Source organism: Microbulbifer pacificus, from assembly GCF_002959965.1.
GTDB classification, from domain to species: Bacteria; Pseudomonadota; Gammaproteobacteria; order Pseudomonadales; family Cellvibrionaceae; genus Microbulbifer; species Microbulbifer pacificus_A.
The window spans coordinates 166,734-181,638 of the sequence record NZ_PREV01000027.1 but is presented as its reverse complement, the minus strand read 5'-3'; the positions used below and the strand labels follow the sequence as shown (position 1 = coordinate 181,638).

Genomic DNA, 14,905 nt, shown 5'->3' with positions numbered 1-14,905 from the left:
ACGGTGGCATATAGCCACCGTTTCCGTCAGCCCACAATCAGGCTGGCTCCGTCCAGAGAGGATTACTCCTCGCCGGTCGCCTCTTCTGCCTGCTCCGCGGTGGCTTCCTTGATGGACAGCTTGATGCGGCCGCGCTGGTCTACGTCCAGCACCTTGACCTTCACCATCTGACCTTCGCTCAGGTAGTCGGTCACCGCATTGACGCGCTCTTCCGCGATCTGGGAGATGTGTACCAGACCGTCTTTGCCCGGCAGGAAGTTCACGAATGCGCCGAAGTCGACGATGCGTACCACCTTGCCTTCGTAGATCGCACCGATCTCCGCTTCCGCGGTGATTTCCTCGATGCGGGTAACCGCCGCTTCCAGGCTTTGGCCGTCTTCACCGAAGACTTTGACGGTGCCGTCGTCTTCGATGTCGATGGAAGCACCGGTTTCTTCGGTGATGGAGCGGATGGTCGCACCGCCCTTGCCGATCACGTCGCGGATCTTGTCCGGATGGATCTTCAGGGTCGCGTAGCGCGGAGCATTCTCGTTCACCACTTCACGGGACGCACCAATCACTTTGTTCATTTCCGCGAGAATGTGCAGGCGAGCCTGCAGGGCCTGCTCGAGGGCAGTCTCCATGATCTCTTCGGTAATGCCTTCGATCTTGATGTCCATCTGCAGCGCGGTCACACCAGAAGCGGTACCGGCTACCTTGAAGTCCATATCGCCCAGATGATCTTCGTCACCCAGGATGTCGGTCAGAACCGCAAAACCGTCTTCTTCCTTCACCAGACCCATTGCGATACCGGCCACCGGTGCTTTCAGCGGTACGCCCGCATCCATCAGCGCCAGGCTGGAACCACACACGGACGCCATAGAGCTGGAGCCGTTGGATTCGGTGATCTCGGAAACCACACGCAGGGTGTAGGGGAAGCTTTCCGGGTTCGGCAGTACTGCAGCGATACCGCGGCGGGCCAGACGGCCATGGCCGATTTCGCGGCGACCGGTAGCGCCTACACGACCCGCTTCACCTACGGAGTAGGGAGGGAAGTTGTAGTGCAGCATGAAGTAGTCTTTGCGCTCGCCTTCCAGAGCGTCGATGATCTGCGCATCGCGGGTAGCACCGAGGGTGGCCACAACCAGAGCCTGGGTTTCACCGCGGGTGAACAGTGCAGAGCCGTGGCCTTTCGGCAGCACGCCCACTTCCACGCTGATCGGGCGCACGGTTTTGGTGTCGCGACCATCGATACGGGGTTCGCCGCGCACCACGGCACCGCGTACGATTTTCTTCTCGAGCTTGCCGAAGTAGGTTTTTACGGTGCCTTCGTCCACCTCTTCCGTGGCCAGCGCCGCTGCCGCAGCGCTGCGCAGTTCGCCCAGACGGGTGGTGCGCTGCTGCTTGTCGGTGATGCGGTAGGCTTCCTTCACCTGCTCGCCAAACTGGGATTCCAGTGCAGACTTAAGCTCTTCGTTGGCGGCTTCCGGCTGCCAGTCCCAGGTGGGCTTGCCAGCTTCGGCTTTCAGTTCTTCACAGACTTTGACAACCGCCTGCATTTCCTGGTGCGCGTACAGCACCGCGCCCAGCATGATGTCTTCCGGCAGCTCGGCCGCTTCAGACTCCACCATCAATACGGCATCTTTGGTACCCGCAACCACCATGTCCAGCTCGGACTCTTTCAGTGCTTTGTAGCCCGGGTTCAGGATATAGCCGTCTTTTTCGGTGTAACCCACACGCGCGGCGCCGATCGGACCACTGAACGGGATACCGGACACAGCGAGTGCCGCGGAGGTGCCGATCATGGCAGCGATATCCGGATCCACGTCCTTTTCCGCGGACAGAACGGTACACATTACCTGTACTTCGTTCATGAAACCTTTCGGGAACAGCGGACGGATCGGACGGTCGATCAGGCGGGAGGTCAGGGTTTCTTTCTCGGACGGACGGCCTTCACGCTTGAAGAAGCCACCGGGAATCTTGCCGGCCGCATAGGCCTTTTCCTGGTAGTGCACGGACAGCGGGAAAAAGTCCTGGCCAGGCTTGGCGTCTTTGGCACCGACAACGGTACACAGCACAACGGTTTCGCCCATGGTGACAAGCGCCGCACCGGTAGCCTGGCGCGCGATGCGGCCGGTTTCGATGGTGACCTGGTCTTTTCCGTACTGGAATGTTTTGGTTACTGGATTCACTAGTATCTTTCCTGTTTCCTTACGGCTGCTGGCCCATTCCAACAGCCCCTACTTTTGTTCGCCTGTTTTCAGGCGAATCTTTGTGGGCCGTACGGCCCGCTTGCGGAGCTGGAACCGGCAGCGGGCGATATAAACAGCCCTCAGCGGTTCCAAAAGCAACTCCGCGCTCCCGGGGGGAAGTCACTTCTTTACCCCCGAAATTCGTCAATTCCTGCCACTAAAAAGAAGAATGCCCGCCAAGGGGCGGGCATTCTCAGGGTCTTAGCGACGCAGGCCGAGCTTGGCGATCAGCTGTGCGTAACGGTTCAGATCCTTGCGCTTCAGGTAATCCAGCAGCTTACGACGCTGGTTTACCATGCGGATCAGACCACGACGGGAGTGGTGGTCTTGCTTGTGAGAAGCAAAGTGACCCTGAAGCTTGTTGATGTTGGCGGTCAGCAGAGCCACCTGGACTTCCGGAGAACCGGTGTCACCTGCAGCTTGGCCGTGCTCTTTCAGGATGGCTGCTTTTTCAGATGCAGACAGTGCCATAACGAATTACCTCGTTCGTAACATGCTTTGAAAATTCGGCTGACCCGTGCATGTTTACAGATCAGCTAATCGACGTTTTACCTACTGATGACAAAAAGCCGTCCTGGTTTCCTGTCATCGTCGCCGGGCTTCAGCGGCGCAGATACGCGGATCTGCCTGCTTCCACCCGACTCGCGCCGGCCGAGCCGACGGGCGGCACATCCCTTGTGCCGCACAGCTGTTCGATCAGTCAGAGTTTATTTCACCAACCGGCGGGGAGCGACCCGCCCGTCATCAGTAATCTCTCCAACGCCCAGAAAATCACCACTTTCTGAGAAGAGGCGCACCATATCACCTTCATCGCCCAAGCGATAGACCTGAAGATCCATCACCGGCTGGCCCTGGCGTAGATAGTAGCTCGAATCCTCCGTGAGGATCATTTTGGGCAAACCGGAGGCGGGAGAATCTGCCGGTAGCAGGTGATGGTCCAGCAGTTCCGCCTGCCCCTCACCGCGCTCTGCGGTCAGTTCATCCAGGGTGACCGCGTCATCCTCGTGATAGGGACCAGCAGCGCTGCGGTGCAGCTTTTCCACAAAGGCCCCTACGCCCAGTGCCTTGCCCAGATCCTCGGCGAGGCTGCGCACATAGGTCCCCTTGGAACAGTGCACCTTGATTTCAGCCCGGGGGTTAGTACCGGGTATAAATTTCAGCAGCTCGTAGGAATAAATTTCCACTTCGCGCGCTTCCCGCTCCACTTCGATGCCCTGGCGCGCCAGCTTGTACAGCGGCTGGCCGTTGTGTTTGAGCGCCGAATACATGGACGGCACCTGGCGGATGGTGCCGCGAAAGGCTTCCATGGCCTTCCGCACCTGCGCTTCGGTGACGCCACTGGCATCGCTGGTGGAAACCACGTTGCCGTCGGCATCGCCTGTCTCAGTGGTCATACCGAGGCAGAAGGTACTGCGATAGCGCTTGTCCGCATCCAGCAGATACTGGGAAAACTTGGTCGCCTCGCCAAAGCAGATCGGCAGTACGCCGGTCGCCAGCGGGTCGAGCGCACCGGTATGGCCGGCGCGGTTGGCGAAGAAGAGACGTTTGGCTTTCTGCAGGGCGTCATTGGCGGTAATACCGGCGGGCTTGTTCAGCAACAGCACGCCATCCACCTGCCGCCCCCATTTTGGTCTGCGGCCCATCAGTCGTTACTTTCTTCCCCGCCTTCTCGGCGGTCTTGATCGTCCCTGCGGTCGTCGCCGACCTGATCGCCGTCGTCATCCGCATGTTTCTGATCCGACTTCACCGCTTTGTCGATCAACGCCGAGAGGTGCTGGCCGCGCACGGAGGTCTCGTCATAGCGGAAATACAGACGGGGAATAGTACGAATCTGGATCTCTTTGGCCAGCTGGCTGCGCAGGAAGCCGGCCGCCTTGTTGAGCGCCGCCATGGAAATTTCGATCTTGCTCGGATCGTCTTCCCCCACCAGGGTCACGTAGACCTTGGCAGTGGTGAGATCGCGACTCACTTCCACATCGTTGACATTGACCATGCCTACACGCGGGTCGCGCACTTCGTGCTGGATCAGCTGGGCCAGTTCGCGACGCATGGCGTCGGCGACCCGGTCGGCGCGGTGGAATTCTTTGGCCATCAGTTACCTATTCAAAATGGCGGCCCGTCTGACACGTTTTTGCAGGAGCAAAAACGTGTCAGACGGGCGGGCCCCCGGCATGCACCGGGGTGATAGATGATTACAGCTCGCGGGCTACTTTGGTGATGTCGTAGACCTCGATCTGGTCGCCGGGCTTGACGTCATTGTAGTCTTTAACGCCAATACCACACTCCATGCCGTTGCGGACTTCGGACACGTCGTCCTTGAAGCGACGCAGGGACTCCAGTTCGCCCTGGTAGATCACCACGTTGTCGCGCAGTACACGGATCGGCTTGTTGCGGTACACCGAACCCTCGGTGACCATACAACCGGCAATGGCGCCAAACTTGGGTGAGCGGAACACATCGCGCACCTCGGCGATACCCACGATCTCCTCGCGAACCTCCGGATCCAGCATGCCGGACAGTGCCTGCTTTACTTCGTCCAGGAGGTTATAGATCACGCTGTAGTAGCGGATCTCCACACTCTCGGTTTCCGCCAGTTTGCGCGCGGCCACGTCGGCACGGGTGTTGAAGCCGAGGATGATGGCACCGGAGGTCAACGCCAGGTTGACGTCGTTCTCGGCAATGCCGCCGACGCCACTGGATACCACGGTCACGGAAACTTCTTCGTTGCCGATGTCCATCAGCGCAGACTGAATGGCTTCCAGAGAACCACGCACGTCGGTCTTGAGCACCACCGGCAGGACTTTCTTCTCGCCGGCTTCCATGTTCGCGAACATGTTCTCGAGCTTGGCCGCCTGCTGGCGCTGCATACGCTCGGAACGCTCTTTCTCGGCGCGCTGCTCCGCCACTTCGCGGGCCTTGCGCTCGTCGGCTACCACCAGGAACTCGTCACCGGCGTTCGGCGTGCTATCGAGGCCGAGCAGTTCTACCGGGGTGGACGGGCCCGCGTCTTTCACGGACTTGCCCAGTTCGTTGGTCATGGCGCGCACGCGGCCGAAGCTCTGACCGGCCAGTACGATATCGCCGCGCTTCAGTTCGCCGTTCTGCACCAGCAGGGTGGCAACCACACCGCGGCCTTTTTCAAGACGCGCTTCGATTACTACACCGGTGGCGGGCACACCCACCTTGGCTTTCAGTTCCAGCATTTCCGCCTGCAGGGAAACCGCTTCCAGCAGCTCGTCGATGCCCTGACCGGTGTGTGCAGACACCTGTACGAACTGGGTGTCGCCACCCCAGTCTTCCGGGATCACGTCTTTGGCCGCCAGTTCGTTCTTCACACGGTCGGGATCGGCCGCTTCCTTGTCACATTTGTTGATCGCGACTACCAGCGGTACGCCCGCTGCCTTGGCGTGGGCGATGGCTTCCTCGGTCTGCGGCATCACGCCGTCGTCCGCCGCGACCACCAGGATCACCACGTCGGTCGCCTGGGCGCCGCGGGCACGCATGGCGGTAAACGCGGCGTGACCGGGAGTATCCAGGAAGGCGATCTCGCCGTGGCTGGTCGGCACCCGGTAGGCACCGATGTGCTGGGTAATGCCACCGGCCTCACCAGATACCACTTTGGTGTTGCGGATGTAGTCCAGCAGCGAGGTTTTGCCGTGGTCGACGTGGCCCATAACGGTAACCACCGGCGCACGGGATACTTCCTCACCGTCCACCTGCTGGGACTGGGCAACCAATTGCTCTTCCAGCTCGTTCTCGGAACGCAACACCACTTTGTGGCCCAGTTCTTCCACGATCAGGGTCGCGGTATCGCGATCCAGGCTCTGATTAATGGTGGCCATTTCGCCCATTTTCATCAGGCGTTTGATCAGTTCGCCGGCCTTGATATTCAACTGCTTGGCGAGATCGCCGACGGTGATCGTCTCGCCCAGTTGCACTTCGTACACTTGCTTTCCTGTCGGCTTTTTGAAGCCGTGCGTATTCTTGATTTTCAGCGTCGGGCGAGAAAGGGAACGCGTGCTGCGCTTTTCCTCTTCGTCACTGTCGAAGACCTCCAATGCCGCATCGAAAAGAGAAGTCCGGCTGGATTTTTTCGGACCCGTCTTGCTGCGGCGGCCACCACGGCGTTTGCGCGGCTCGTCATCGTCTTCGTCGCGGCTGACGACATCAACAGCCTCGTGCTTACGACGGGGGGCAGCGGCCTTCTCGGCTTCGGCGGCATCTTTGCGCTTAACGTTCTCAGCGCGTTCTTTCTGTTCCTGCTCAACACGTGCGCGCTCGGCTTCCACACGTGCTTTTTTCTCTTCAAGCTCGGCCGCTTCGCGCTCATCTTCTTTCTTACGACGCTCGATGGCCGCCAGACGCATGGCTTCAATATCGTCGACATAACTGGAGCGGACAGCCGGGGTTTCGGGCTCGGGCTTGACTTCGGCCTGGGCCTCGACCTTTTCTTCCGCAGGTTTGGCAGCATCCTGTGCGGCTTTGGCTTCCGCTTCTGCCTGGGCCTTTGCAGCTTCTTCCTCTTCCTGGCGGGCCTTGGCTTCCGCTTCGGCACGCGCCTTGGCCTCGGCTTCAGCAGCCTCCTGCTCGGCGCGCGCGCGCTCGGCGGCGGCTTTCTCGGCAGCGGCCAGCTCTTCCTCAGCCTTCAGCAATGCAGAGGTATCCACTTCCGGCTGCTCGGCTTCATCCGCGTCGGCACGTTTGACGTAGGTGCGTTTCTTGCGCACTTCCACGTTCACGGTTTTACGGCCGGCGCCAGATCCGGTTTTCAGTGTCGTGGTGGTTTTGCGCTTGAGGGTGATTTTACGAGGTGAAGCGCTCTGCTCCCCGTGACTGCTTTTCAGGAAGTTGAGCAGGACCTGTTTTTCTTCCGCCGATACCTTCGCATCCGCTGAAGTGTGGGGCAAACCCGCTTCCTGCATCTGCTTGAGCAGACGCTCTTCGGTGGCACCAACCGATTTGGCGAGTTCGCTAACTGTTACTTCGGCCATTCTCTCTCCTAAAAAGTCACTTGGTGGCAGAGCAGCTTCAATGCATTTTGCTGCTCCACCCTTGACCTGCATCGCAGGCAATTCGTGGCGCGCACCCGACATCGGTGCGCGTGGCCGGGCTTGCGCCCGGCACTGGGGTATCCAGCTTATTGATCACTGTCGTCGGCGAACCAGGGTTCGCGGGCTTTCATGATCAGCGCAGCAGCGCGCTCTTCGTCCATACCTTCAATATCCAGCAGGTCGTCGACCGCCTGCTCCGCCAGGTCTTCCATGGAGGCCACACCGCGGCTCGCCAGCTGGAACGCCAACTGACGATCCATGCCTTCCATGTTCAGAAGATCTTCCTGGGGTTCACCGGCATCCAGCTGTTCTTCGGAAGCCAGCGCCTGAGTCAGCAGGGCGTCCTTGGCACGGGCGCGCAGTTCTTCTGCAATTTCTTCATCAAAACCTTCGATGGACAGCATCTCTTCCATCGGTACGTAGGCCACTTCCTCCAGGCTGGTGAAACCTTCATCCACCAGAACGCCGGCCACGTCTTCGTCGATATCCAGGCGTTCCATGAACACTTCGATGATGCTGCCGGATTCAGCTTCCTGCTTGGCCTGCCAGGCATCAACGCTCATCACGTTGATCTGCCACTCGGTCAACTCGGACGCCAGGCGCACGTTCTGGCCGCTGCGGCCGATGGCCATCGCCAGATTTTCTTCCGCAACCGCCACGTCCATGGAACCTGCGTCCTCATCCACAACGATGGATTCGATTTCCGCCGGGGCCATGGCGTTGATCACGAACTGGGCGGGATTGTCGTCCCACAGCACGATATCCACACGCTCGCCGGACAGCTCGTTGGAAACGGCCTGTACACGCGCACCGCGCATGCCCACGCAGGCGCCCACCGGGTCGATACGGCCATCGTTGGTTTTCACCGCGATCTTGGCGCGCAGGCCCGGATCGCGCGCGGCGCCCTTGATCTCGATCACCTGTTCGGAGATCTCCGGCACCTCAATGCGGAACAGCTCGATCAGCATTTCCGGACAGGAACGGCTCAGCATCAGCTGCGGGCCGCGGGCTTCCGGCAGGATTTCCTTCAGGATGGCGCGCACACGATCGCCGAGACGGAAAATCTCACGGCCAACCAGCTGGTCGCGCGGCAGGCGCGCTTCGGCGTTATTACCCAAGTCCACAGCGATAAAATCGCGGGTCACTTTTTTCACGGTGCCACTGATCAGGTCGCCGACGCGATCGCGATACTCGTCGACGATCTTGGCGCGCTCGGCTTCACGCACTTTCTGCACAATCACCTGTTTGGCGGTTTGCGCAGCAATGCGGCCGAACTCGACGTTTTCCACCTGTTCACGGTACACATCACCGGCTTTCAGTTCGGGATCTTTCTCGTGCGCTTCTTCCAGGGTGAACTGGGTACCCAGTTCTGCCAGGGTTTCGTCGTCCACCACTTCCCAACTGCGGAACGTTTCGTAATCACCGGTGCGACGATCAATGATCACCTGAATGGTGGAATCTTCGTCGTAGCGCTTCTTGGTGGCCGTTGCCAGGGCCGCCTCGATTGCCTGGAAAATAATATCCCGGTCAACGCCTTTCTCGTTGGAAACCGCCTCGGCTACCAGCAAGATTTCTTTGTTCATGCAGCTGCCTCTTCAAAAACGCTACGTGCTTTTAATTCAATGCCATGGTGAGCGACACGTGTGCCATTCCCACCTGCTACTTCTGCATTGCCCTACAAAATAATCCCGGAAAGCCCGGGCCCAAATACCGTTATACCCGCATTGGCAATTACCTGAGCGGGCAGTGCGGCGAATGCGTTACTTCTTTTTTCCGCTCTCGAACTGCGGAATCACATTCGCCCGCTCGATGCTATCGATCGGCAGCAGGTATTCATTTTCACTGTCGATGCGCAGGACGACTTCGTCGCCCTCAACACCCGCCAGCAGGCCACGCCACTTGCGCTGACCCTCCAGAGGCATGCGCAGGCGGACTTCCACCTGAGCACCAGTGAAGCGCTCAAACTGTTCAAGCTTGTACAGCGGACGATCCATACCCGGAGAGGAAACCTCCAGGGTGTAATTACCGCTGATGGGGTCTTCCACATCCAGCACCGCACTCGCCTGGCGGCTGACCTTCTCGCAGTCTTCCACAGTGACGCCCTCTTCCGCATCAATGTAAATGCGCAGCAGGGCATTGCGGCCGTGGGTCTGATACTCAATCCCCCACAGTTCACAACCCAGTGATTCAACCACCGGAGCCAGAAGCTCTTCCAAAAGTTCGCGTTTGCTTGCCATATCACCACTTTGACCCGCGATCGTGCCGGCTGTATTGCCGACCACCGGGGCGGATACGCAACTGCCGGAGCAGATTGCAAAAACAAAAAATGGGCAGCGAAGCTAGCCCCACGGCCCGAATGAGAAACCGCGGCGCCGACTCCCGGCCCATTCGGATGGCAAACCGGGACGCACCCGTTTGCCGCAGATACGAAAAAGCCCCTAACAGGGGCTTCAACTGCGTAGTCACAAATTATTGTGCCTACAGAATTTGGTAGCGGGGGCAGGATTTGAACCTACGACCTTCGGGTTATGAGCCCGACGAGCTACCAGGCTGCTCCACCCCGCAACAACAACTCTGGGATCTCACAACCACTTACAACTTCAGAAGTATAAATGGAAATTTGGTAGCGGGGGCAGGATTTGAACCTACGACCTTCGGGTTATGAGCCCGACGAGCTACCAGGCTGCTCCACCCCGCACCAACAACCCTGGAAATCGACCTGGTAAGACTTCGACTTCCTGCGGTGGGTGACCCCAACCGCTCAGAGGCTGCGCATTCTATTGATCGACCCCGGGGGAGTCAAGTCACTTCTGGCATTTAATTACACGCACCGGCCCATCAACAGAAATTAAAGACTCAGCAGACATCCGCTCTCAAATGTTAATTGTTAAAGATTCTCATTTTCTTTATGATCGCGACCCAAATTTACCGGGTCCAATGGACACCCGGGCGGGTACATCATCTATCCCCGCCAGTGTGACGCAAGTCGATCTGCCACACCCACACCATAAACCGTGGTTCACAACGTTATTTACTAACCGATTCCCCGAGGAGTTCAGCATGCGCGGGACACGCACTTCACTCGCCCTGGCAATTACCGCCGCCAGTTCCATCACCGGCACCATAGCCAATGCCGCAGAGTCCGACGCGCACATCGCCGAGGAAGTCGTGGTCACCGCCAGCCGCACCGAAAAGCCCCTGAGCGCCATCCCCAACACCGTTACCCTGATCGACCAGCAGGAACTGACCAAGCAGATGGCCGCCACCAGCGACCTGTCCACCATCCTCGGCAATCTGATTCCGAGTTTCTCCCCGAGCCGACAGAAAATGACCAGCGCCGGCGAGAGCCTGCGCGGTCGCAAGCCCCTGTACCTGATTGACGGTGTCCCCCAGTCCAACCCTCTCCGCGACGGCGGCCGCGACGGCCACACGATCGACCCGCTCATGCTGGAGCGTGTGGAAGTAATTCACGGCGCCAACGCCATCCACGGGATGGGCGCCTCCGGCGGTATCATCAACCTGGTGACCCGCACCCCCAGCGACGAATTCCAGCAGAGCCTGCGAGTGGAATCGAGCCTGCAGCCAGAGGAGATCGGCGACACCTTCGGCTATAACGGCAGCTACAGCCTCTCCGGCAGGGTAAATGACATCGACGTCCTGGCGAGTGTGACCTACCGCGACACGGGTATCAGTTACGACGCCAACGGAGAAATTGTCGGCTTCGACAATACCCAGGGCGATACCATGGACAGCGAAACCGTCAATGCCTTTATCAAGACCGGCTACAGCTGGGATGACCAGCGCGTACAGCTCACCATCAACCACTATCTGGTGGAAGGTAACAACAACTGGCTGAGCGTCGACGGAGACATTTCCGAAGGTATTCCCACGACAGCCATCAAAGCGGAGGTGCCGGGCAAGTCGCCGTCCAATGAAGTCACTACGATCAATTTCCAGTACGCCAAGGAAGATTTCTTTGGGCAGAAACTGCGCGCACAGGCGTTCTCCCAGGATTTCGCCGGTACCTACGGCGGCACACCCAGTGGAACCTTTCAGGACCCGGCTTACGGCGAAGAGGTATTCGACCAGTCCCAGAACAATTCGGAAAAACGCGGTCTGAAACTGACCCTGATCAAGGACGACATCGCCGGCGCACCGGTAAGCCTCGCCTACGGTGTCGACCTGCTGCAGGACGAAACCTGGCAGCAGCTGATCCTTACCAACCGCGCCTGGGTTCCGCCCACCAAATACAAAAGCATCGCCCCTTACGCACAGGCGGAATTCAGCGGCATCGAACGCATGACCATCACCGCGGGTGTACGCCACGAGATTTCCGAGCTACAGGTGGACGACTTCACCACGCTGTATTCCTACAACGGCGGCCAGTTTGTCGAAGGCGGCAACCCGGAGTTCAGTGAGACCCTCGGAAATATCGGCGCGACATACGCGTTCAACGACGCCCTGCGGGTCTACGCCAACTACTCGGAAGGTTTCTCCATGCCGGACGTGGGACGCGTACTGCGTGGAATCGATGAGCCCAATCTGAGTGTGGAGAGCTTCCTCGACATGCAGCCAATCCTCACCGAAAACCAGGAAATAGGCCTCGACTTCCACAACGATACGTTCACTGCCCAGGTGGCCTATTACACGTCGGATTCAGATTTCGGCCAGCGTTTGAATCTCGGAAACGACGGTATCTACAGCGTCAGCCGCGAGAAAACCGATATCGACGGTCTGGAGTTGCGCGGCCAGTGGTTCGCCACCGACGCCGATACCATCGAAGCGCGTTACGCCTATACCGAAGGGCGCTACGACTCCGATGACGACGGCAAGGTGGATACCGATCTGGACGGCCGCAATATTGCCCCCAATCGCTTCAACCTGAGCTGGGCGCGTAACTGGAGCGACGATTTCAGTACCCGCGTGCAGGCCAACTGGCTGCTGGACCGGGATTTCAAAAACAGCGCGGGCGTGGTAACCAAGGAATTCGACGGTTACACCACCATCGACGCCAGCGCACAGCTGAAAGCGCTCGGCGGGGAGTTCGCACTGGGTATCCAGAATCTCACCGACGAAGACTACTTCACCTACAACTCCCAGACTGCGGGTAACGATATCCGCAACTTCAAGGGCCTGGGGCGCGCGGTGAACCTGTCTTATTCGAAAGTGTTTTAATTTTTTACCTGCAACCCGTTCGCCTGTGAGCAGGCGAACCCGGTTGGACGCTTACACTGATGCGCAAAACCCTTTTCGTCCTGCACAAATACGCCGGTCTCACCCTCGGTCTGCTACTCGCACTGATCGGACTCACCGGCAGCCTGCTGGTGTTCGATCACACGCTGGATGAAAAACTCGCACCACACACCACAGTGTTCAACCCAACCCGTCAGCCAGCCCGTTACGCGGATATTCTCGCTGCGGCGCAGGCGGCGGTGCCGGGTAATCCCGCCCCCACGAGACTGATGACCCAGTACCAGCCCGGCAGCCCGTATGTGGTGCGTCTTCCCTCCCGGGAAGGCTCTCCCGGTCCAGTGGAAGTCAGCGTGTCGCCTACCGATGCGGAGGTGCTTGCGGTGCGCACCTGGGGTACCACCAGCTACACCATGACCTGGTTGTACCGCCTCCACTACACCCTGCTCGCCGGGAAAACCGGCAAGACGGTGGTCGGCTTTATGGGCTTGTTGCTGATGGCGTTCTGTATCACTGGCGCGGTACTGTGGTGGCCGAAGGCGCTCAAAGCCGGTACAGGCCGCTGGAAACGCGCCTTTACCATCTCCCGCCGCGGCAACCGCTTCCGTTTCTATTTTGATCTCCACAAGGTGTTTGGCATCTATTTTCTGCCATTGCTGTTGATGACCAGCTTTTCCGGCGTGGCGCTGGTATTCCCGTCCCAAGTTGAAACGGTGGTGGGCAGTCTGTTCCATGTCGCCCCTCGTCCAACCCTCCCCGGCTCGCACACAGACAAGGGCGCGCCAATTTCTGCGGACCAGGCTGTCGCCATCGGCGAACAGGTATTTCCCGGCGGGGTGCTGAAACGCATCTATCTGCCGAGGGACAACAAAGACAGCTATGGCCTCACCTTCCGCGCCGCTGGCGAAGTCTGGTCCAACTACGGCGCCAGCATCGTGCGTATTGACCAGTATTCCGGCGAAGTCCTGATGCACCAGAACGTCACCGAAATCCCTCTCGGCAACAAGATCCTGCGCTGGCAATTCCCACTGCACAACGGCGACGCCCTCGGCATCGTCGGGCGCTGGCTGGTGTTGCTCACAGGACTCACACCCACACTCCTGTTTGGCACCGGGCTCTACCTGTGGTGGCAGAAGCGCAGGCTTCGAGTCGGCGCCAAAACCCGCCTGTCACACAGTTCCCGTAACGCCGACAACACCCCCGAAAGCGTTCCCTCTGACAAGCCCGTGGAAGTCTGAGCCAGGTCACAGCCGACGGGTGCCCGCTCAACTAAACTGCGACCGCGTCTGCAGAATTACTGCCGAAACATAGGCAGTATCTGGCGCGGAAATTGAATCACGGATGTAGATACTCAGGACTACCACCAAGGATATGGAGTTCCCGCGTGAAAGCTGTCGGTCTTTTTCAGTACCTGCCCATTGATTGCGAAGAATCCCTTGTCGACCTCAACGTCGATCAACCGGAACCCGGCCCCAGGGACCTGCTGATTGCCGTTAAAGCCATCGCGGTCAATCCGGTCGACACCAAGATCCGCGCGCCCAAGCCGGATGCCGTTACCGAAACGTCCCCCAGAATTCTCGGCTGGGATGCCGCTGGTGAGGTCATTGCGGTAGGCAGCGCGGTGAAAAACTTCCGCACGGGCGATCAGGTGTATTACGCCGGTGACGTCACACGCCCTGGTTGCTACAGCGAGTATCAGTTGGTGGACGAGCGTATCGTCGGCAGAATGCCGCGCACGCTGGATCACCCGGCGTCTGCGGCCCTGCCGCTGACCAGTCTCACCGCCTGGGAGGCCCTGTTCGACCGCCTGGGAATTTCCAGCGCCGGCGCCGACGCGGGCAAGTCTATCCTGATCATCGGCGGCGCCGGTGGCGTGGGTTCCATCGCCATTCAGCTCGCCCGCTCACTGGCCAAACTCAAGGTCATCGCCACGGCCTCACGCACCAAATCCAGTATCTGGGTAAAACAAATGGGTGCGAGCCATGTGGTCAATCACCGCAACCCGGTGGATGAGGAATTGAAAGACATCGGCATTCCGGAGGTGGACTACATCCTGTGCCTCGCCGATACCGACCAGCACTTCCCCGCCATGGCCAGCGCCATCAAACCCCAGGGAAAAATCTGCTGCGTCGTGGACAACCGCGAACCGCTGCCGCTGAATCTGCTGAAACCCAAAAGCGCCACCTTTGTGTGGGAATTCATGTTCACCCGCAGCAGGTTTGAAACCGAGGACATGGACCACCAGGGCTGGATACTGAACCGGATCGCGGAACTGGTGGATAACGAGACTCTGGTGACCACGGTCGGCGACACCGTGGAGCCCATCAACGCTGCCAACCTGCGCCTCGCCCACCGACAACTGGAAACCGGGCGCACCATCGGCAAGATAGTTCTGGCGGGATGGAATTGATTTTATTTGGATAGAGTCTTTGG

At 59.2% G+C, this 14,905-nt stretch carries 10 protein-coding genes and 2 tRNA genes; 3 read left to right on the top strand and 9 right to left on the bottom strand.

From position 1 onward, the window contains the following. Positions 1 to 62: 62 nt before the first annotated feature. From pnp to C3938_RS11565, 9 genes are all read right to left on the bottom strand, one after another. Complete coding sequence (gene pnp, locus C3938_RS11605; RefSeq protein WP_105103465.1) at positions 63 to 2,171, bottom strand: polyribonucleotide nucleotidyltransferase; 2,109 nt, start codon at positions 2,169 to 2,171, stop codon at positions 63 to 65. A 261-nt stretch (positions 2,172 to 2,432) separates the two neighbouring features. Beyond that, positions 2,433 to 2,702, bottom strand: a complete 270-nt coding sequence (rpsO, locus tag C3938_RS11600) for a 30S ribosomal protein S15 (RefSeq protein WP_105103464.1) — start codon at positions 2,700 to 2,702, stop codon at positions 2,433 to 2,435. Positions 2,703 to 2,938: 236 nt separating this feature from the next. Beyond that, positions 2,939 to 3,874, bottom strand: coding sequence for a tRNA pseudouridine(55) synthase TruB (truB, locus tag C3938_RS11595; protein WP_105103463.1), 936 nt, complete (start codon positions 3,872 to 3,874; stop codon positions 2,939 to 2,941). Beyond that, positions 3,874 to 4,323: a 30S ribosome-binding factor RbfA gene (gene rbfA / locus C3938_RS11590; RefSeq protein WP_105103462.1), complete on the bottom strand. Its 450-nt coding sequence runs from the start codon at positions 4,321 to 4,323 to the stop codon at positions 3,874 to 3,876. The genes truB and rbfA overlap by 1 nt, the downstream gene beginning before the upstream one ends. A gap of 100 nt (positions 4,324 to 4,423) precedes the next feature. Continuing rightward, positions 4,424 to 7,222: a translation initiation factor IF-2 gene (infB, locus tag C3938_RS11585; protein ID WP_105103461.1), complete on the bottom strand. Its 2,799-nt coding sequence runs from the start codon at positions 7,220 to 7,222 to the stop codon at positions 4,424 to 4,426. Between the two features lie 146 nt (positions 7,223 to 7,368). Then, positions 7,369 to 8,865, bottom strand: a complete 1,497-nt coding sequence (gene nusA / locus C3938_RS11580; protein WP_105103460.1) for a transcription termination factor NusA — start codon at positions 8,863 to 8,865, stop codon at positions 7,369 to 7,371. A gap of 177 nt (positions 8,866 to 9,042) precedes the next feature. Then, entirely contained in the window at positions 9,043 to 9,519 is a 477-nt protein-coding gene (gene rimP / locus C3938_RS11575; protein ID WP_105104487.1) for a ribosome maturation factor RimP, read from the bottom strand. A 251-nt stretch (positions 9,520 to 9,770) separates the two neighbouring features. Beyond that, positions 9,771 to 9,847, bottom strand: a tRNA-Met gene (locus C3938_RS11570). A 56-nt stretch (positions 9,848 to 9,903) separates the two neighbouring features. Further along, a tRNA-Met gene (locus tag C3938_RS11565) sits at positions 9,904 to 9,980 on the bottom strand. Between the two features lie 362 nt (positions 9,981 to 10,342). Here C3938_RS11565 and C3938_RS11560 point away from each other — a divergent pair. The 3 genes from C3938_RS11560 (at position 10,343) to C3938_RS11550 (ending at position 14,882) form a co-directional block, all read left to right on the top strand. Beyond that, complete coding sequence (locus C3938_RS11560; RefSeq protein ID WP_105103459.1) at positions 10,343 to 12,457, top strand: TonB-dependent receptor; 2,115 nt, start codon at positions 10,343 to 10,345, stop codon at positions 12,455 to 12,457. 59 nt (positions 12,458 to 12,516) lie between these two features. Further along, positions 12,517 to 13,710, top strand: coding sequence for a PepSY-associated TM helix domain-containing protein (locus tag C3938_RS11555; protein WP_105103458.1), 1,194 nt, complete (start codon positions 12,517 to 12,519; stop codon positions 13,708 to 13,710). Between the two features lie 146 nt (positions 13,711 to 13,856). After that, positions 13,857 to 14,882, top strand: coding sequence for a zinc-binding alcohol dehydrogenase family protein (locus C3938_RS11550; RefSeq protein ID WP_105103457.1), 1,026 nt, complete (start codon positions 13,857 to 13,859; stop codon positions 14,880 to 14,882). Positions 14,883 to 14,905: the final 23 nt, after the last annotated feature.